Source organism: Streptomyces sp. NPDC048331 (genome assembly GCF_043201215.1).
In the GTDB taxonomy this organism is placed as follows: domain Bacteria; phylum Actinomycetota; class Actinomycetes; order Streptomycetales; family Streptomycetaceae; genus Streptomyces.
Genome location: NZ_JBICYT010000001.1, coordinates 162,930 through 181,648, shown reverse-complemented (window position 1 = coordinate 181,648; position 18,719 = coordinate 162,930). Strand labels below are relative to the sequence as shown.

Genomic DNA, 18,719 nt, shown 5'->3' with positions numbered 1-18,719 from the left:
TACGGCCCTACCGCCCCCGACCCGAGGAAGGACCGCCCGGTCGGCCGAGCCCTGCTCGACACGACCGAGGCCGTCCCCTTTCGTGGGGATATCAGCCTCGGGATCGAGCTCCGGGAGGGACCGTGGCGCCGGAACGCTTCGATTACGAGACGCACAGCCGACTCGCCGGTCCGTTCGCGCGGCCGACCCCCGGCCCCGACGGCGTCCACCGGGTCCAGTACCGCTCCCTGCTCTCGCGCGAGGAGATCCGCACCCGAATACGGGCGATCGCCCTCATGACCCTCGCCCCGGTGGCCGCGGCCGGCCTGCTGCTCTACCTGGTCTGGCCCAGCCACCGGACCGTCCGGGAGGGCGCCACCCGGTGGCTGGTCGTCCTCGATGCCACGATGCTCTGCTCCCTCGCGCTGATCATGCTGTTCACCCTGGTCAACGTGGTCTCGATCGCCCACGCCACGATGGTCGCCCGCGACCCCGTCCCCGTACCGGCCGAGCCCGGCACCCGCGTCGCGTTCCTGACCACCTACGTCCCCGGCAAGGAGCCCCTCGCCATGGTGCGGGCCACCCTCCAGGGTGCGCGGCGGGTCCGCCACGACGGGCCGCTGGACGTATGGCTGCTGGACGAGGGCGACGACCCCGAGGCACGGGCGCTGTGCGCGCGGCTCGGCGTACGGCACTTCACCCGCAAGGGCGTGCCCGAGTGGAACACGGCCGCGGGCCCCCACCGGGCGAGGACCAAACACGGCAACTACAACTCCTGGCTGGCGCGGCACGGCGACGAGTACGAGTTCTTCGCCTCCGTCGACACCGACCACGTCCCGCTCGCGAACTATCTGGAGCGGATGCTCGGCTTCTTCCGCGACCCCGACATCGCCTTCGTCGTCGGCCCGCAGGTCTACGGCAACTACACCGAGGCCGTCACCAAGGCCGCCGAGTCCCAGCAGTACCTCTTCCACGCCCTGATCCAGCGCGCCGGCAACCGGTACGGCGCCCCCATGTTCGTCGGCACCAACAACGCGGTACGGATCAGCGCCCTGCGGCAGATCGGCGGGCTCTACGACTCCATCACCGAGGACATGGCCACCGGCTTCGAGCTCCACCGCAGCCGGAACCCGGCCACGGGGCGGTTCTGGCGTTCCGTCTACACCCCCGACGTACTCGCCGTCGGCGAGGGCCCCGCCTCCTGGACGGACCTCTTCACCCAACAGCTGCGCTGGTCGCGGGGCACCTACGAGACCCTGTTCAAGCAGTACCGCAAGAGCCTCTTCACGATGCCCGCCGGGCGCCGGCTCACCTACACGCTGATGCTCGTCTACTACCCGATGACCGCGGTGAACTGGCTGCTCGGCATCCTCAGCTGCGCCCTCTTCCTCTGGTTCGGCGCCTCCGGCACCCAGGTCTCCTCCAAGGTCTGGCTGATGCTCTACGCCGACGCGGCCGCCCTCCAGGTGGGCCTCTACCTGTGGAACCGCCGCCACAACGTCTCGCCCCACGAACCGGAGGGCTCCGGCGGCGTCGCCGGCATGGCCCTGTCCGCGGTCTGCGCCCCCGTCTACCTCAGGTCGCTCGGCTCGGCGGTGCTCCGCACCGAGGGCCGTTTCGTCGTCACCCCCAAGGGCGGGGACGCCAGCCCCGACCGGCCGGCCACCTTCCGCATCCACCTCTTCTGGGCAGCCGTCCTGATCGCCTCGCTGATGGCGTCCGTCCGCTTCGAGCACACACACGTCGCCATGCGCGTCTGGGCGGTGTTGGCCCTGGCCATCGCGCTCGCCCCGGTCGCCGTGTGGTGCGTGACGCGCGGCCGGTCGGCGTCCGGGGGCGGGACGGACCCGGGCTCCGAGCCGGGTGAGGAGCCGGCGTACGTCCGCGCGACAGGAGGGAACTGAGCATGGACCACCGGCCGTCGAAGAAGTTCAAGAAGACCGCCCTGGGCGCCGCGGCCGTGCTGGTGCTCGTCGCGCTCAACGCACCCGCCGCGATCTCCTTCGCCGAGGACAAGTACCACTCGTACAAGATCGGGCGGACCGGCTACCGGATGCGGTACGGGTCGTGGGGCCTGGTCGGGCTCCCCGAGGAGTACCGGATCAACGCCATGCACGCGGCCCTGTTGCACACGGGCAAGGTGCTGCTCATCGCCGGCAGCGGCAACAACCAGAAGAACTTCGACAAGGGCACCTTCGAGACCGTCCTGTGGGACCCGGAGCACAACAGCTTCAAGAAGATCCCGACCCCGGAGGACTTCTTCTGCGCCGGGCACAGCCAGCTGCCCGACGGGCGCCTGCTGGTGGCCGGTGGGACCGCCCGCTACGAGGTCCTGCACGGGAAGGTCACCCGGGCGGGCGGCCGGATGCGGGTCAAGAACGAGAATCCCGACAAGAGCGTCAAGCTGCGCAAGGGCACCCGGTTCCGCTCCCCGTCCGGGGTGGAGTACGAGGCGAAGTTCGACGTGGTCGTGCCGAAGGCCCGGAAGAAGTTCGAGATCACCTACGGGCGCGGCGGGCAGGTCATGCCGTGGCGGACCACCGTGGTCGCCGCCGAGTCACGGGTCTTCGTGGAGGTGGTGAAGCCGGGCGCGGCGGGTCTGACGACGGAGGCCGCGCAGTACGAGGTGGTGGGGCTGACCGGCAAGGACGCCGACAACGTCTACGGGCTCGCGGAGCGACTGAGCGCCGACAAGCAGGACTTCCAGGGCATCAGGTCGGCGTACGAGTTCGACCCGGAGGCGGAGAAGTACCTCCGCGTCGACCCGATGAGCGACGCCCGCTGGTACCCGACCCTCGTGACCCTGCAGGACGGGCGGGTACTCGCGGTCTCCGGGCTCAACGACGTGGGTGACGTGGTGCCCGGCGACAACGAGTACTACGACCCGCAGACGAAGAAGTGGTCGAAGGCCCCCTTCCACTACTTCCCGACCTATCCCGCGCTCTTCCTCATGCAGGGCGGCAAGCTCCTCTACACCGGCTCCAACGCGGGCTACGGCCCCAAGACCAAGGGCCGCGAGCCGGGCGTGTGGGACCTGACGACCAACGAGTTCAGGAAGGTCGGCGGGCTCACGGAGCCGGACCGGCTGGAGACCTCCTCCTCGCTCCTGCTCGCGCCCGCCCAGGACCAGAAGGTGATGGTCCTCGGCGGCGGCGGGGTCGGCGAGTCCAAGCTCTCCTCCAGCCGCACCGCGATCGTGGACCTGAAGGAGGAGAACCCGGTCTTCCGGACCTCGGCGCGACTGCCGCGCGCCACCCGCTACCTGAGCAGCGTGCTGCTGCCGGACGACTCGGTCTTCACCACGGGCGGGTCCGCCGACTACCGCGGCCGCAGCGCCAGCGACATCCACAAGGCGCAGTTCTACCACCCGCGCACCGACACCTTCGTGGCCGCCGCCGATCCGACGGTGGGCCGCAACTACCACTCCGAGGCGTTGCTGCTGCCCGACGGCCGGGTGGCGACCTTCGGTTCGGACCCACTCTTCGCCGACAAGGACAACACCCGGCTCGGCAGGTTCGAGCACCGGATGGAGGTGTACTCGCCCCCTTACCTCTACCGGGACCCGGCCCGGCGGCCGGTCCTGGGCGAGGGGCCCGACGAGCCCGACGCGGCCGGGCGGGCCACCTTCGCCACCGCGCACCCGGAACGGATCGCACGGGCCCGCCTGATGCGGCCGAGCGCGGTCACGCACACCACGGACGTGGAGCAGCGCTCGATCGAGCTCGGGCTGACCAAGGCGGACCGCTCGGTCACGGTCGAGGTGCCGCGGGACCCGACGCTGGTGCCGCCGGGCTGGTACATGCTGTTCGTGACCGACGCGGAGGGGACGCCGTCGGTGGCGAAGTGGCTCCAGGTCAAGGCCCCGCGGCCGGTGGTCCCGTAGCCGGCGGCCCCGTGGTCATCGCCTGGCGCGGCGGGCCAGCCCCAGGGCGTAGTCCGGCCACCAGGTGCCGGCCGACGGGCCGCCTCGGCAGGCCCCGTCGGACTCGCCGGGCCGCTTGACCCAGAGGTACGCGTCGACGAGCGGGTCGCCCGTCCGGTCGGTCGGCGGCGCCCCGAGGGCGCGACCCGGCGGATTGCACCAGGCCTGGGCGCGGTCGCCGGGCAGCGGTCCGTCCCCGTTGCGGCTGGTGTCGATGACGAAGTGCTTGCCGCTCGTGCCCCGGGAGATCTTCGCGCCGTAGGCCCGGGCGGCCGCGTCGGGCTGGAAGTTGGAGACGTTGAGGGCGAAGCCGTCGGCCCGTTCCAGGCCCGCCTTGAAGAGGGGTTCGACGAGATCCATCGGGTTGGGGATCCAGGCCGGGTTGCCGGCGTCCAGATAGACCTTGGTGTTGCGGTTCCTCTTCAGTCGGTCGACGGCCTCGGAGAGCAACTGGTAGCGCTCGGCGTGGTGCTCGGGTCGGGTGCAGCCGTCGATGATGTGCGCGATGGCGTCCGGCTCCAGGACCACGACGGCCTTGGTGTCCTCGATGTTGTCGGCGAAGGCGCCGATCCAGCTCCGGTAGGCGGTGGCGTCCGGAGCGCCACCGGCCGAGTGTTGCCCGCAGTCCCGGTACGGGATGTTGTACGCGGCCAGCAGCAGGGTCCGTCCGGTGGCCCGCGCCCCCGCCCGGGCCCGGCGGATCTCGGGGCCGGGGTCGCCGCTCGGACCCCACAGGGTGAGCGGGCGGTCCGCGATCCGGCGCAACACCTGGGCGTCGCTGTCGCGGCCGGCCGCCTCCCAGGCGGCGACCTGCCGGGCGGCGTCGCTGCGCGGGTCCACCCAGAACGGGGACTCCTCGGCGGCGACCACGGGGGAGGGCGCCGCGGGCGTGGCGGCGGGGGTGCCCGGCTCGGGCGCGGGTTCACCGCCGCAGGCGGGGGCCGCGGCGAGGAGCGCGAGGAGGCCGAGGACGGGGGCGGTGGCGCGAAAACGCGGCCTGCGAGCGGCGGAGGGCATCCGGCTTCCTCGGGACGAAGGGTCGGGCAGCGGAGCGAGATACCGGGATATGTTGACATGTCCGGTAGTGGGCATGGCTGTGCGACACCGGGCGGCGAGGCTCAGCGGGCGGGGTCGCCCGTGGTGAGCGCGATCGCCAGCGGGGTGCGCTCGTAGCGGACCTGGTGGCCGTGGCGGGCGGAGATGAGCAGCCCCGCGTCGTGCAGCACCCCCAGGTGGGCCGAGACCGTGGACGGCGCCAGACCGAGCCGATGGGCCAGCGCCGTGGTGGAGGCCGGTTCCTCCAGCGCGCACAGCACCGCGGCCCGGCCCCGGCCCAGCAGCCGGACGAGCGCGTCGGGGGTGTTCTCCCGGGCGGGGGTCCACAGGGCGCCGATCCCGCGGGCCGGGTAGACGATGGTGGGCTGCCAGGGCGGGTCGAAGCCGCCCGCGATCCCCGGCCAGATGAAGGCGCTCGGCATCAGGAGCAGCCCCTGGCCGCCCAGGACGCGCTCGTGGTGACTGGTGGGCCGCTCGATGGTCAGGGTGAGGGAGGCGGGATCCCAGGCGAGGCTCGGGTGCAGCCCGTCGAAGAGGGCCTGGAGACCGCCGGCGGCGAGGCGGCGCGAGTGGAAGAGGATGTCCGCCTCCAGCAGGGCCCGCAGCCGCGGCCAGTGCGGCTCGATCAGCAGGCTCCAGGCCCGCTCCAGCAGATCGGCCAGGTCGCGTACGGCCCGGGCCGGATCGGCGAGCAGCGACCGGCCCAGGTCGCTGTCGAGGGCGCCGCGCGTACTGGCCAGCGACTTGCGGATGTCCTCGCGCGCCGCGGCCGGATCCGCCCCGCGGATCAGCGCGAGCTCCTCCTCGAAGGAGACCCCCGGTCCGCTCGGCGGTGGCCCGATGAAGTCCACGCTGTGCCCCCGGAGCGGCATGAGCAGCCACAGGGGCCGCAGGTCCAGCCCGTCGGCGGCGGCACGGATCCGCCGCAGCCAGGGCAGGTGGTAGCCCTGTCGCTCCGTGAGTTTCAGTACGCGCACCGCCTCCTGCGTCTCCCAGGCGGGCGACAGCGCGAACCGGCACCGCAGCAGGTCCTCGTGCCCGAAGTGGTGGTGCAGTCCCATACCGGCGCTCTCCCTCCTCTTCTTCGAGACGGCCGACGACGTACTCTGCCCCGACATTCGGCCACAGGCGAATCTCTGGAGCCCCGGGGGTGGGCTCGGGACGCTGGGCCCATGCCAGCCGCACACCAGGCGCCCGGGCGGTCCGCACCGCCACCGGGCTACCGCTCCGTGTTCCGTGTCCGTGAGTTCAGCTCCGTCTTCGCCGCCCACCTGCTGTCCGTGCTCGGCCTGGTCGTCGCCGAGATCTCGCTGTCCGTCCTCGTCTTCCGGGCCACCGGCTCACCCCTGATGAGCGCGCTCACCTTCGCCCTCGGCTTCCTCCCCTACGTCCTCGGCGGCACCCTGCTCGCCGGGATCGCCGACCGCCACCCCGCTCGCCGGGTGCTCGTCGCCTGCGACCTCCTCTGCGCGCTCTGCGCGGCCGCCATGGTGGCGCCGGGCACGCCCGTCGCCGTGCTCCTCGTCCTGCGCTGCGCCATGGCCTTCGTGGCGCCGCTGTTCCAGGGCACGCGCAACGCCTCCCTCGCCGACATCCTCGGTACCGGCGACACCTTCGTCCTGGGCCGCTCGCTGATGCGCATGGTCGCCCAGAGTGCCCAGCTCGTCGGCTTCGGCCTCGGCGGGCTGCTGCTCACCGTGCTCGCGCCGCGCGCCGCCATCGCCCTCACCGCCGCCGGCTTCCTCGGCTCCGCGCTGCTGCTGCGACTGGGCACGCGCGGCCGCCCCGCCCGCGGCGGTGCCCGTACCTCCCCGCTCGCCGGAGTGCGCGCCGTCCTCGGCCGGCGCCGGCTGCGGGCGCTGATGCTGCTGTTCTGGCTGCCGCCCGTCTTCCTCGTCGCCCCCGAGGCGCTGCTCGCCCCGTACGCGGACGGCATCGGCGTCGGCACCGCGGCGCTGGGCCTGATGATGTGCGCCATGCCCGTCGGCACCATCGCCGGGGAGCTCTGGGCCGGCTCGGCCCTCACCGCCCGAACGCGCTCGCGGATCGTGATCCCGCTCGCTTCCGCCGGGCTGCTGCCGCTCCTCCTCTTCGCGGTCCGGCCGGGTCTGCCCGTGGTGCTCGCCGCCCTGCTGCTCGCCGGGCTGGCGCACGCCTACACCCTCGGGCTCGACCAGTGGTACGTCGACGCCGTCCCCGACGAGCTGCGCGGCCGGGCGATGACCCTGCTCAGCACCGGCATGATGACCCTCCAGGGGGTCGGCATGGCCCTGGCCGGCCTGGCGGCCGAATTCCGCCCGGTGCACGAGGTCGTCACGGGCGCCGGGATCCTCGGCACCGGGGTCGTCCTGCTGCTCCTGGCCGAACTCCGGTCCGCCGCCCGGCAGGAGGAACGACTGAGGGATGAGACGGCCCTCGCCGTGAAGTGACCTCCCGGTAGGGTCGGACGCGTGCCCAAGCCGCTCAGCCTTCCCTTCGATCCCATCGCCCGCGCCGACGAGCTCTGGCAGCAGCGCTGGGGACCCGTGCCCTCGATGGCCGCGATCACCTCGATCATGCGCGCGCACCAGATCCTGCTCGGCGAGGTCGACGCGGTCGTCAAGCCGTACGGGCTCACGTTCGCCCGGTACGAGGCACTGGTGCTGCTCACCTTCTCCAAGGCCGGCGAACTGCCGATGTCCAAGATCGGCGAGCGACTGATGGTCCACCCGACCTCGGTGACCAACACCGTGGACCGGTTGGTGAGGTCCGGACTGGTCGCCAAGCGGCCCAACCCGAACGACGGCCGCGGCACCCTCGCCTCCATCACGGAGAAGGGCCGCGAGGTCGTCGAGGCCGCCACGAAGGACCTGATGGCCGTCGACTTCGGTCTCGGCACGTACGACGCCGAGGAGTGCGGGGAGATCTTCGCGCTGCTGCGCCCGCTGCGCGTGGCCGCGGCGGACTTCCAGGAGTGAGGCCCGGTCCCGAGCCGCCCCCGGGCCACCGCCGGGCCGCCCCCGGGGCCGCGTCAAGATCGAGCAAAACGGACGGCTAGGCTCGTCGGCATGAAACGAAGCGTGCTGACCCGCTACCGCGCCATGGCCTACGTGACCGCGGTCATGCTCCTGATCCTCTGTGCCTGCATGGTGGCGAAGTACGGCTTCGACACCGGCGCCGACCTGACCTTCGTGGTCTCGCAGGCCCACGGTGTGCTCTTCATGATCTATCTGGTCTTCGCCTTCGACCTGAGCTCCAAGGCCAGGTGGCCCTTCGGCAAGATGCTCTGGGTCATGCTCAGCGGAACGATTCCGGTGGCCGCCTTCTTCGTCGAGCGCAAGGTCCGCGCCGAGGTGGAACCGCTGGTCGACGACTCGCTCGCGACCGCCAAGGCCTGATCCCCGCCCCGTACGAGGCGAGCGTCACCCACCCCCGGGGCGAGTCCCCGGGGGTTTGCCATCGACATTTACTAGGACGTCCTAGTAAATTCATGGGTATGGACGCTGACGCCATCGAGGAAGGCCGCCGTCGCTGGCAGGCCCGCTATGACAAGGCCCGCAAGCGCGAGGCAGACTTCACCACGCTCTCCGGCGACGAGGTCGAACCGGTCTACGGTCCCCGCCCCGGCGACGCGTACGAGGGCTTCGAGCGCATCGGGTGGCCGGGCGAGTACCCGTACACCCGCGGGCTCCACGCCACCGGGTACCGCGGGCGGACCTGGACCATCCGGCAGTTCGCCGGGTTCGGGAACGCCGAGCAGACCAACGAGCGCTACAAGATGATCCTGGCCGCCGGCGGCGGCGGGCTCTCCGTCGCCTTCGACATGCCGACCCTCATGGGGCGCGACTCCGACGACCCCCGCTCCCTCGGCGAGGTGGGCCACTGCGGGGTCGCCATCGACTCCGCCGCCGACATGGAGGTCCTGTTCAAGGACATCCCGCTCGGTGACGTCACGACCTCGATGACGATCTCGGGTCCGGCCGTCCCCGCCTTCTGCATGTACCTGGTCGCCGCCGAACGGCAGGGAGTGGACCCCGCCGTCCTCAACGGCACGCTCCAGACCGACATCTTCAAGGAGTACATCGCCCAGAAGGAGTGGCTCTTCGAACCCGAGCCGCACCTGCGCCTCATCGGCGACCTCATGGAGTACTGCACGAAGGGCATCCCGGCCTACAAGCCGCTGTCCGTCTCCGGCTACCACATCCGCGAGGCCGGGGCCACGGCCGCGCAGGAGCTCGCGTACACCCTCGCCGACGGCTTCGGCTACGTGGAGCTGGGCCTCTCGCGCGGCATGGACGTCGACGACTTCGCGCCCGGCCTGTCCTTCTTCTTCGACGCGCACCTCGACTTCTTCGAGGAGATCGCCAAGTTCCGCGCCGCGCGCCGGATCTGGGCCCGTTGGATGAAGGAGGTCTACGGTGCGAAGAGCGACAAGTCCATGTGGCTGCGCTTCCACACCCAGACCGCCGGTGTCTCGCTGACCGCGCAGCAGCCCTACAACAACGTCGTACGCACCGCCGTGGAGGCCCTCGCGGCCGTGCTCGGCGGCACGAACTCCCTGCACACCAACGCCCTGGACGAGACCCTCGCCCTGCCCAGCGAGCAGGCGGCCGAGATCGCCCTGCGCACCCAGCAGGTGCTGATGGAGGAGACCGGCGTCGCCAACGTGGCGGACCCGCTGGGCGGTTCCTGGTTCGTGGAGCAGCTCACCGACCGCATCGAGGCCGACGCCGAGAAGATCTTCGAGCAGATCAAGGAGCGCGGACTGCGCGCCCACCCGGACGGGCAGCACCCGATCGGGCCGATCACCTCGGGCATCCTGCGCGGCATCGAGGACGGCTGGTTCACCGGGGAGATCGCCGAGTCGGCCTTCCAGTACCAGCGGTCCCTGGAGAAGGGCGACAAGCGCGTCGTCGGCGTCAACGTGCACCACGGGTCGGTCACCGGGGACCTGGAGATCCTCCGGGTCAGCCACGAGGTGGAGACCGTCCAGGTGCGGGAGCTGGCGGCCCGCAAGGCCCTCCGCGACGACGTCAAGGTGGACGCGGCGCTGAAGGCGATGCTGGACGCCGCCCGGGACGGGTCGAACATGATCCCGGCCATGCTGGACGCGGTACGGGCCGAGGCCACGATGGGCGAGATCTGCAACGTCCTGCGCGACGAGTGGGGCACCTACACCGAGCCGCCGGGCTTCTAGCCCCGCCTGTGTGAGACGGCCGGTCGTGGCGCCCGTACGGTGGCGCCATGACCGGCCTTCCTGCTCCCGTACGGGGCATCAGCGCGCGCGTGGTGATGAACAAGGGCGGCTGCGGGGGCTACTACGCACACCTCGTGGCCGACTTCGAGCCTCCGGGCCCCGACGGTCGGACGGAGATCGTGAACCTGGTCCCCGAGCGGCGGTTGCCCGCCGAGTTCCTGCCGGCCGTACGTGCGGGGATCGAGCTGGGGCTGGACGGCGTCGCGGCGGCCGTGCTGCTCACGGACGGGGGATGGCACGAAGTGGACTCCTGGGACATCGGCTTCCGGACGGCCGGGGCGGAGGTGGCACGCGCCGCGCTCGTGGCGGCCGCGCTGCGCCCCGCCGAGGAGGCGGACGCCCTGCGCTGGGCGTCCTGGCCCGGCCGGCGACCCTGGCCCGGGCACAACCCCCGGTACGAGGAGCTGTACGGCCGGATCCGCCGGGCCGGACCCCGCTGAGCCGGGGTCAGGCCGCGGCCGGGCCCTGGAGGCCGTGCATCAGGAGGGCCGTGAAGGTGGCCACCCAGACCTCGTCCACCGGTTCGGAGCTCACCAGGGCGCGGTGCACCACCGTGCCGGCGATCACGTCGAAGATCAGGTCCGTGGTGCGGCCCGCGAGGGACTCGTCCTCCTCGTAGGGGAGTTCGCCGCGGGCCTGGGCCCGTTCGCGACCCAGTACGACGAGACGTTTCTGCCGGTCCACGATCGCCGACCGGATCCGGTCGCGCAGGGCCTCGTCCCGGGTGGACTCGGCGACGACCGCCATCAGGGCGGTACGGGCCTCCGGGCGCCGCAGCAGTTCCGCGAACTGCAGCACCACGCCCTCGATGTCCGCTTCGAGGGAGCCGCGGTCCGGGAGTTCGAGCGCGTCGAAGAGCTCCGCGACGGCGTCCACGACCAGCTCGTTCTTGCCCGCCCAGCGCCGGTAGAGGGTGGTCTTGGCGACCCCCGCGCGGGCGGATACGTCGCCCATCGTCAGCTTCGACCAGCCCAGCTCGACCAGCGCGTCCCGGGTCGCGGCGAGGATCGCGGCGTCCGCGGCGGCACTGCGGGGACGACCGGTGCGGCCGGGGCTGGGGTTGCGCATGGCCGAGACCATACCCGTCGGTAGCCGTACCGGCCGCTGTGGTTCAGATCACGGGCCCGGAAGGGGAGCGGTGGGCCGCCGGGGGAGTTACGCTACGGCTCGTAGCGTAAGAGCGACAACCACGCGAAGAGCTACAGGCGCCAGGTGGGGACCCGGCGCCGTTCAGCATCACGATCGCGACAGTACGGCGGCACGGCCAATTCACGCGATCTTTTTCGTCGGCGCGCGCACACGGGGGAGGATGTACGCATGCAGCCCAGAAACATGTCCATGAGCGGCGTCGTCGACCTCGCCGCGGTGAAGGCGGCCGGCGAGGCCAAGGCCAAGGCCGAGCAGGCTCGCGCCGAAGCGGCGAGCCGGGCGGGCCAGGCCGGCGAGGCGGGTCCGTCCGCCGGCGCGGTGCCGCCGTCCGCACTCGTCGTCGACGTAGACGAGGCCGGCTTCGAACGCGATGTGCTCCAGCTCTCGGCAGAGGTTCCGGTCGTCCTGGACTTCTGGGCCGAGTGGTGCCAGCCGTGCAAGCAGCTCAGCCCGCTGCTGGAGCGGCTGATCATCGAGGCCAACGGTCGCCTCGTGCTCGCCAAGATCGACGTCGACGCCAACCAGATGCTCATGCAGCAGTTCCAGATCCAGGGGATCCCGGCCGTCTTCGCCGTGGTCGCCGGTCAGGTGCTGCCGCTGTTCCAGGGTGTGGTCCCGGAGCAGCAGATCCGCGAGACCTTCGCCCAGCTCGTCCAGGTCGCCGAGGACCGCTTCGGGATCATCGGCATCGAGGTGGACCCGGACGCGGAGGGTGTCGCTCCGAGCGGCGCGGCCGCGGACGAGATCCCGGCCGGCCCGCACGACGCCCTGCTGGAGGCGGCCGTCGTCGCGCTCGACGCCGGTGACCTCGGCGGCGCGGTCCAGGCGTACAAGAACGTGCTCGCGGACGACCCCGGCAACACGGAAGCCAAGCTGGGTCTGGCCCAGGCCGAGCTCCTCGCCCGGGTCCAGCACATGAACCCGCAGGCGGTGCGGGCCGCGGCGGCCGAGAACCCGCGTGACCCGGCGGCGCAGATCGCCGCGGCCGATCTCGACCTGGTCGGCGGCCATGTGGAGGACGCGTTCGGGCGCCTCGTGGACACCGTCCGGGTCACGTTCGGTGAGGACCGGGACGCCGTGCGACTGCGGCTGCTGGAACTGTTCGAGGTCATCGGCGCGGACGACCCCCGGGTCTCCGCGGCGCGTACGGCGCTCGCGCGGGTGCTCTTCTAGGCCGGCTCCGGAACGGCTTCGCGGCCGCTCCGGGCCCCTCGGCGCGCGCCCTCCGCACCTCGCCGGGCGGCCGACGATTTGTTGACACGTAGATAAACAGCGGCCGCACTTTGCCAAAACTTGGCAATTGCGGTCGCTGTTACTCGCAGTAAATCGAACCCTGTGAACTGTCCGGTGTGTTCGTCATTCACCCGTTCTGTCGTGGCCCTGGGTAACACCCTGTGTGCCTGCCCGACGGCGGCGGGTCGTACCCAGGTTATCTGGCCGTTACCCGCCAGTAACGAACCCCCTTGTGCCCCGGCCTGGAATGGACCACGATCGGCGACGCTCGGTCCTTCCCGCAGAGCCGCTCACTCGGAGCCGCGGTGAAGGGTCCCCACCGAGCCGGCCTGTGGCAGTGGCACCGGCCGTGGGACAGGGGGGTCTCCGCCACTCCGGTGGGGCCTGTCCTCCAGGTTGCGCGAACGCGTGGCCCAGTGGTTGTCGCTCGGGGGTGATCGCCGGTGTATCGGACGTGGCACGGCCGCGGCCCGGCCGCCTGCGCTCCTTCCCGAGGACGTAGCACTTCTCCCATCCCAGGACGGGCACGGCCCGGACCGGAGATGTACGTCCGAGAAGGAGGAACGAAATGAGTTCTCAGGTTCGTGGTGGTACCAGATGGAAGCGCTTCGCGCTCGTCATGGTGCCGAGCATCGCGGCCACGGCCGCGGTCGGTGTGGGTCTGGCGCAGGGCGCCCTCGCGGCGTCCTTCAGCGTCTCCGGCCAGGACTTCAAGGTCTCGGCCGACAAGCTCGACGGTGACAACCTCATCCAGTACGGCGGCGTCGCCGAGGGTCACGACCTCAAGGGCAACGCGGCGCACCACCCGGTCACCATCTCCGGGTTCAGCCACGCCGAGATCACCAACATGTGCCAGTCGCTGGTGACCCCGACTCCGCTGGGCAACATCACGCTGCAGCTGCGGACGGGTCACAAGGGCACGCCGGCCGTCGCCGACAACATCTACCTGGATGTTGCCGAGCTCGACACCGACGCCGAGTTCAAGAACCTCGACATCGGTGTCGCGGTGGGCGACCCGAGCCACAAGACCAAGCCGCAGGCCGGTACGGTGGCCAGCCCGTACGCGTTCTCGCAGCGCGCCGACAAGGCGATTCTGACGAACGTGAAGCAGAAGGCGTGGGCGACCACGGCGGGCACCTTCAAGCTGCCCAACCTGAAGCTGCGCCTGCTCGGTGGCGACCAGCCCTGCTACCAGGACATCAAGGACTGATCAGTCCCCGTGTCTGACCGGACGGGCGGGTGGCGGCAGCCGTCGCCCCCCGCCCGTCCGGGCTCCACAGAGTTCTCCGTACCACCGTTTCCAGGGAGCTGTTGTCCATGAACCCCCAGGCCCCGGTTTACGTTCGCGCAGAAGACGACGCCTGGCCCACCGTGGTGTACTACCACTTCCATGCCTGGAGCGGTCGCCGTCCCTTCTGGGCCGGGTTGTTCACGCTCCTCGGTGGCTTCCCGATCGCATACTTCCCTTACGCGGACCTCCGGCTGGGCAACATCAGCCTCGCGATGGCCACCACGGGCGGCGCGGGCGCACTGATCATCGGTGTACTGCTGATCACGCTGGGGCTGGCGCTCTGGTTCCAGGCGACCATCCGCGTCTTCGCCGGTGTGGCCGCGATCCTGCTCGCGCTGGTCTCCATCCCGGTGTCCAACCTCGGCGGTTTCTTCGTCGGCTTCAGCCTCTCCATGGTCGGCGGCGCGCTCGCCCTGGCCTGGGCGCCGGGTCAGCCGGCCGAGGAGGGCGAGCAGCCGACGGACGCGCGGCCGATGGTCGAGCAGCAGCCGGGTGTGATCGGACTGAGCAAGGCGGAGGCGACGTCGGACATGGGCACCCAGGGCATTCCGGGTCCCCGTGGGACGGAAACGGCACACGCGAGCGAGACGACTGCCCACGCCGATGGCGGGAGGAACAGTGCGGGGTGACGAGACGCAGCGGGCAGTGGCCCCAGGCGCAGAGTCCCGTGTAGTGAAGGGGCCGCGCCACGCGGCGCCCAGGAAGTCGCTGCTGAACAAGATCCAGATACCCGTCGGCAAGACGATGGCGCTCGCGGCGATGCCGACGGCCGTGTTCGTCGGGATGGGTATGGCGCCGAAGCTTGCGGTGGCCGACGACAAGGAGATCCCCTTCGCGCCCGGCCCGTGTGTGACGCGGTCCGACGAACCCGCGGAGACCGAGTCGAAGTCCCCGTCCCCCACGCCCTCGACGACGCCTTCGCCGAGTACGTCGCCCAGCGCGACGCCCTCTCCGTCCGCGTCGGCGTCGGGGTCCGCGAAGGTGAAGCCGAGCACCTCGCCGTCGGCGGCCAAGCCCCCGGTGACGAACGAGAAGGCCGCGCCCGCGGCCCCGGCCCCGGCCACGACGCCGGCTCCGGAGCCGACCAAGTCCACGAACCCGCTGGACCCGCTGGGCGTCGGCGACGCGCTCAAGAACCTCGTCGACGAGCTCGGCAGGCCCCTCAAGGACGCGACGGCGAAGGCGACCCCGACGCCCGCGCCCACCCCGTCGGGCGCTGCCACGCCGACCCCGGACCCGGCCGCGGACGCGATCCGCGACGCGGCGAAGAAGGCCGGTGTCGACGTCAAGGAGCTGTCCGAGGAGGTCAAGAAGACCGAGAAGGACCCCAAGAACGAGACGGGCGAGGCCAAGGACAAGGCCGAGGACGAAGCCGCGGACGACAAGTCCGAGGCGGACGACAAGGCCAAGGACGAGGACAAGGCCAAGGACGAGGAGACGAAGGACCCGGACGGGAAGCAGCCCTTCCCGTGCCCGACCTACGACGCCAAGGCCCTGGCCGACGCCGAGCTGGAGCAGGGTGTCCCGCTCCTGCCGGACGAGCCCTGGTACCTCGACAGCTCGCTGCTGACCCTCTACGGCCTGGACTACCACGGCATCGTCGAGGTGAAGACGGCCGGCGGCAAGACCAAGAAGGTCCTGAAGTTCACCGCGGACTCGCTGGACATCAAGGACCTGTACCAGACGGTCGGGAAGTCGGGGAGCGTCGCCCACCTGAAGTCGCGCCCGGGCTCCACGTCCAAGATCCGCGGCGGCACGGTGACGATGTACACCGAGAGCCTCAAGGGGAACCTGTTCGGTCTGATCCCGATCGAGTTCACCCCGAACAGCCCGCCGCCCCTGAACGTCCCGTTCGCGTTCTTCACGAACGTCAAGGTCGTCCAGGCCGGCCAGTTCGGCGGCACGCTCACCGTTCCGGGCCTGAAGAACTACATGGGCCCGCCGGAGTAGCGGTCCCGCACCGACGAGAGGCCCGCTCCCCACAGGGAGCGGGCCTTCCGCGCTCCAGGACGCCCGAGGGCGGCACCCCGGGTCCCTGAAAGGCTCCGGAGTGCCGCCCTCGGTCTCTGTGCGGCAGAGGTGGTGCGTCAGGCCTGGGTGTCGCCCAGGTGGTGGACGCGGACCATGTTGGTGGTGCCGGGGACGCCGGGGGGCGAGCCGGCGGTGATGACCATGGTGTCGCCCTGGTTGTAGCGGTTCAGCTTGAGCAGCTCCCCGTCCACCAGGTCGACCATCGCGTCGGTGGTGTCCACGTGCGGGACGATGTAGGACTCGACGCCCCAGCTCAGCGTGAGCTGGTTGCGGGTGTTCACGTCCGTGGTGAAGGCCAGGATCGGCTGGGTCACGCGGTAGCGGGACAGGCGGCGGGCGGTGTCGCCCGACTGGGTGAAGGCGATGAGCGACTGGGCGTCGAGGAAGTCCGCGATCTCGCACGCCGCGCGGGCGACGGAGCCGCCCTGGGTACGGGGCTTCTTGCCCTGCACCAGCGGCTGGAGGCCCTTGGAGAGGAGCTCCTCCTCGGCCGCCGTGACGATCTTCGACATCGTCTTGACGGTCTCGATCGGGTAGGCACCGACCGAGGACTCGGCCGACAGCATGACCGCGTCCGCGCCGTCGAGGATCGCGTTGGCGACGTCGGACGCCTCCGCGCGCGTCGGGCGGGAGTTGGTGATCATCGACTCCATCATCTGGGTCGCGACGATCACCGGCTTGGCGTTGCGGCGGCACATCTCGATGAGCCGCTTCTGGACCATCGGGACCTTTTCGAGCGGATACTCGACGGCCAGGTCACCACGGGCCACCATGACCGCGTCGAAGGCGTCCACCACGGCCGCCATGTTCTCGACGGCCTGCGGCTTCTCCACCTTGGCGATGACGGGGACCCGGCGGCCCTCCTCGTCCATCACCTTGTGGACGTCCTTGACGTCGTTGGCGTCGCGGACGAAGGACAGGGCGACCATGTCGCAGCCCATCCGCAGGGCGAAGCGGAGGTCGTCGACGTCCTTCTCCGACAGGGCGGGGACGTTCACGGCGGCACCCGGCAGGTTGATGCCCTTGTGGTCCGAGATGACACCGCCCTCGATGACGATGGTCCGCACCCGGGGGCCCTCGACCTCGGTCACCCGGAGCTCGACGTTCCCGTCGTTGATCAGGATCTGGTCACCCTTGGCGACGTCGCCCGGGAGACCCTTGTAGGTGGTGCCGCAGATGGACTTGTCACCCGGGACGTCCTCGGTGGTGATGGTGAACTCGTCACCGCGCACCAACTCGACGGGACCCTCGGCGAAGGTCTCCAGACGGATCTTCGGGCCCTGGAGGTCGGCGAGGACGCCGACCGCGCGCCCGGTGTCCTCGGAGACCTGCCGGACGCGGTCGTACCGCTCCTGGTGTTCTGCCTGGGACCCGTGGCTGAAGTTGAATCGGGCCACGTTCATACCTGCCTCGATGAGCGCTTTCAGCTGCTCATACGAGTCGACGGCGGGGCCCAGCGTGCAGACAATTTTGGAACGGCGCATGACTGGATCCTATCCGTTTGTTTCGTAGCGGAATATTCCGTCTGGCGGAAACTCCAAGTGACTACCGAGTAACCAGCTCGTACGCCTGGGTGGCGATCTCCAGTTCCTCATCCGTGGGGACCACCGCCACCGCCACCCGGGCACCCTCCGCCGAGATCAGCCGGGCCTCGGCTGAGCGCACGGCGTTGGCCGCCGGATCCAGCTCCAGGCCCAGCGCGGCCAGCCCGTCGATCGCGGCCTCGCGGACCTGGTGGGCGTTCTCGCCGACCCCGGCCGTGAAGGTCACCGCGTCCACCCGCCCGAGCACCGCCGCGTAGGCCCCGATGTACTTCTTCAGCCGGTGCACGTACGTGGCGAAGGCGAGGCTCGCCGCCTCGTCGCCCTCGCCCGCGCGCCGCAGCACCTCGCGCATGTCGTTGTCGCCGCACATGCCCAGCAGACCGCTCTTCTTGTTCAGGAGCGAATCGATCTCATCCACCGAGAAGCCGCCCACCCGCGCCAGGTGGAAGACGACCGCCGGATCGACATCGCCCGAACGGGTTCCCATGACCAGCCCCTCCAGCGGGGTCAGGCCCATGGACGTCTCCACGCACACCCCGCCCCGCACGGCCGAGGCGGAGGCGCCGTTGCCCAGGTGCAGCACGATCACGTTCACGTCCTCCACCGGCCTGCCGAGCAGCCGGGCCGTCGCCCGCGAGACGTAGGCGTGGGAGGTGCCGTGGAAGCCGTACCGCCGGACGGAGTACGCGTCGGCGACCTGGGCGTCGATCGCGTACCGCGCCACGTGCTCCGGCATCGTCGAGTGGAAGGCCGTGTCGAAGACGGCGACCTGCGGGACGTCCGCGCGCAGCGAGCGCGCCACCTCGATGCCCGTCACGTTCGCCGGGTTGTGCAGCGGGGCCAGCGGGATCAGGCTCCGGATCTCCGCCAGCACCTCGTCGTCGATCACGGTCGGCCGGGTGAAGCGCGTCCCGCCGTGCACCACCCGGTGCCCCACCGCCGCCAGCTCGGGTGAGTCCAGCCCCATCCCGTCCGCGGCGAGTTCCGCGGCCACGGCCTTCAGCGCGGCCCCGTGGTCCGTGATCGGGGCCACCTGCTCGCGCTTGCCGCCGGCCGCGCCCGGACCCGCGAGCGGCTCGTGCACCAGCCGGGAGGTCTCCTCGCCGATGCGCTCCACCAGGCCGGCGGCGAGCCGGGACCGGTCCGCCATGTCGAGGAGCTGGTACTTGACCGACGAGGAGCCGGAGTTGAGGACGAGTACGCGCGATGCGGTCACGATGAGGGTCTTTCCTGGTCGCGGGCGGTGGGCAAGAGGGGGCGGGGCGGGCGGATCGGGCG

16 protein-coding genes are annotated in these 18,719 nt (G+C 71.1%); 11 read left to right on the top strand and 5 right to left on the bottom strand.

All coding sequences use genetic code 11. From position 1 onward, the window contains the following. The first annotated feature begins 122 nt into the window (after positions 1–122). Together ACGFYY_RS00750 and ACGFYY_RS00745 are read left to right on the top strand one after the other, a co-directional pair. Positions 123–1,883 (top strand): glycosyltransferase family 2 protein, encoded by a 1,761-nt coding sequence (locus ACGFYY_RS00750; RefSeq protein WP_393706455.1) that lies wholly within the window; start codon positions 123–125, stop codon positions 1,881–1,883. A 2-nt stretch (positions 1,884–1,885) separates the two neighbouring features. Next, positions 1,886–3,862: a galactose oxidase-like domain-containing protein gene (locus tag ACGFYY_RS00745; protein ID WP_393706454.1), complete on the top strand. Its 1,977-nt coding sequence runs from the start codon at positions 1,886–1,888 to the stop codon at positions 3,860–3,862. A 15-nt stretch (positions 3,863–3,877) separates the two neighbouring features. On the opposite strand, the gene ACGFYY_RS00740 is transcribed toward ACGFYY_RS00745, so the two are convergent. Together ACGFYY_RS00740 and ACGFYY_RS00735 are read right to left on the bottom strand one after the other, a co-directional pair. After that, positions 3,878–4,918 carry a glycoside hydrolase family 6 protein gene (locus ACGFYY_RS00740; protein WP_393706453.1) on the bottom strand — a complete coding sequence of 347 codons (1,041 nt, stop codon included), beginning with the start codon at positions 4,916–4,918 and terminating at the stop codon, positions 3,878–3,880. A 101-nt stretch (positions 4,919–5,019) separates the two neighbouring features. Then, on the bottom strand, positions 5,020–6,018 hold the full coding sequence (locus ACGFYY_RS00735) for a DUF5937 family protein (RefSeq protein WP_393706452.1): 999 nt from the start codon (positions 6,016–6,018) through the stop codon (positions 5,020–5,022). Positions 6,019–6,129: 111 nt separating this feature from the next. Here ACGFYY_RS00735 and ACGFYY_RS00730 point away from each other — a divergent pair, with 111 nt between their 5' ends. From ACGFYY_RS00730 to ACGFYY_RS00710, 5 genes are all read left to right on the top strand, one after another. Continuing rightward, positions 6,130–7,386 (top strand): MFS transporter, encoded by a 1,257-nt coding sequence (locus tag ACGFYY_RS00730; RefSeq protein ID WP_393706451.1) that lies wholly within the window; start codon positions 6,130–6,132, stop codon positions 7,384–7,386. A gap of 21 nt (positions 7,387–7,407) precedes the next feature. Next, complete coding sequence (locus ACGFYY_RS00725) at positions 7,408–7,914, top strand: MarR family winged helix-turn-helix transcriptional regulator (protein ID WP_393706450.1); 507 nt, start codon at positions 7,408–7,410, stop codon at positions 7,912–7,914. A 90-nt stretch (positions 7,915–8,004) separates the two neighbouring features. After that, positions 8,005–8,334: a DUF3817 domain-containing protein gene (locus ACGFYY_RS00720; RefSeq protein WP_030764021.1), complete on the top strand. Its 330-nt coding sequence runs from the start codon at positions 8,005–8,007 to the stop codon at positions 8,332–8,334. 98 nt (positions 8,335–8,432) lie between these two features. Continuing rightward, a complete protein-coding gene (locus ACGFYY_RS00715) occupies positions 8,433–10,133 on the top strand; it encodes a methylmalonyl-CoA mutase family protein (protein ID WP_365266082.1) in 1,701 nt (566 codons plus the stop codon). A gap of 47 nt (positions 10,134–10,180) precedes the next feature. Beyond that, the gene (locus ACGFYY_RS00710; RefSeq protein WP_352336036.1) at positions 10,181–10,633 is read left to right on the top strand and encodes a hypothetical protein; all 453 of its coding nucleotides are present in this window, start codon (positions 10,181–10,183) and stop codon (positions 10,631–10,633) included. A 7-nt stretch (positions 10,634–10,640) separates the two neighbouring features. On the opposite strand, the gene ACGFYY_RS00705 is transcribed toward ACGFYY_RS00710, so the two are convergent. Further along, on the bottom strand, positions 10,641–11,261 hold the full coding sequence (locus ACGFYY_RS00705) for a TetR/AcrR family transcriptional regulator (RefSeq protein WP_365266084.1): 621 nt from the start codon (positions 11,259–11,261) through the stop codon (positions 10,641–10,643). A 249-nt stretch (positions 11,262–11,510) separates the two neighbouring features. On the opposite strand from ACGFYY_RS00705, the gene ACGFYY_RS00700 reads away from it, so the two are divergent. From ACGFYY_RS00700 to ACGFYY_RS00685, 4 genes are all read left to right on the top strand, one after another. After that, positions 11,511–12,515, top strand: a complete 1,005-nt coding sequence (locus ACGFYY_RS00700; protein ID WP_393706449.1) for a tetratricopeptide repeat protein — start codon at positions 11,511–11,513, stop codon at positions 12,513–12,515. Between the two features lie 628 nt (positions 12,516–13,143). Then, positions 13,144–13,785, top strand: a complete 642-nt coding sequence (locus ACGFYY_RS00695) for a DUF6230 family protein (protein ID WP_030764011.1) — start codon at positions 13,144–13,146, stop codon at positions 13,783–13,785. A 107-nt stretch (positions 13,786–13,892) separates the two neighbouring features. Next, positions 13,893–14,495: a DUF6114 domain-containing protein gene (locus ACGFYY_RS00690; RefSeq protein ID WP_365266090.1), complete on the top strand. Its 603-nt coding sequence runs from the start codon at positions 13,893–13,895 to the stop codon at positions 14,493–14,495. Beyond that, positions 14,485–15,816 (top strand): hypothetical protein, encoded by a 1,332-nt coding sequence (locus ACGFYY_RS00685; protein ID WP_365266092.1) that lies wholly within the window; start codon positions 14,485–14,487, stop codon positions 15,814–15,816. Before ACGFYY_RS00690 ends, ACGFYY_RS00685 begins: the two co-directional genes overlap by 11 nt. Positions 15,817–15,953: 137 nt before the next feature. On the opposite strand, the gene pyk is transcribed toward ACGFYY_RS00685, so the two are convergent. Both pyk and ACGFYY_RS00675 read right to left on the bottom strand, forming a co-directional pair. Beyond that, the gene (gene pyk, locus ACGFYY_RS00680) at positions 15,954–17,381 is read right to left on the bottom strand and encodes a pyruvate kinase (protein WP_030720761.1); all 1,428 of its coding nucleotides are present in this window, start codon (positions 17,379–17,381) and stop codon (positions 15,954–15,956) included. 61 nt (positions 17,382–17,442) lie between these two features. Continuing rightward, a complete protein-coding gene (locus ACGFYY_RS00675) occupies positions 17,443–18,657 on the bottom strand; it encodes an acetate/propionate family kinase (protein ID WP_393706448.1) in 1,215 nt (404 codons plus the stop codon). Positions 18,658–18,719 lie beyond the last annotated feature (62 nt).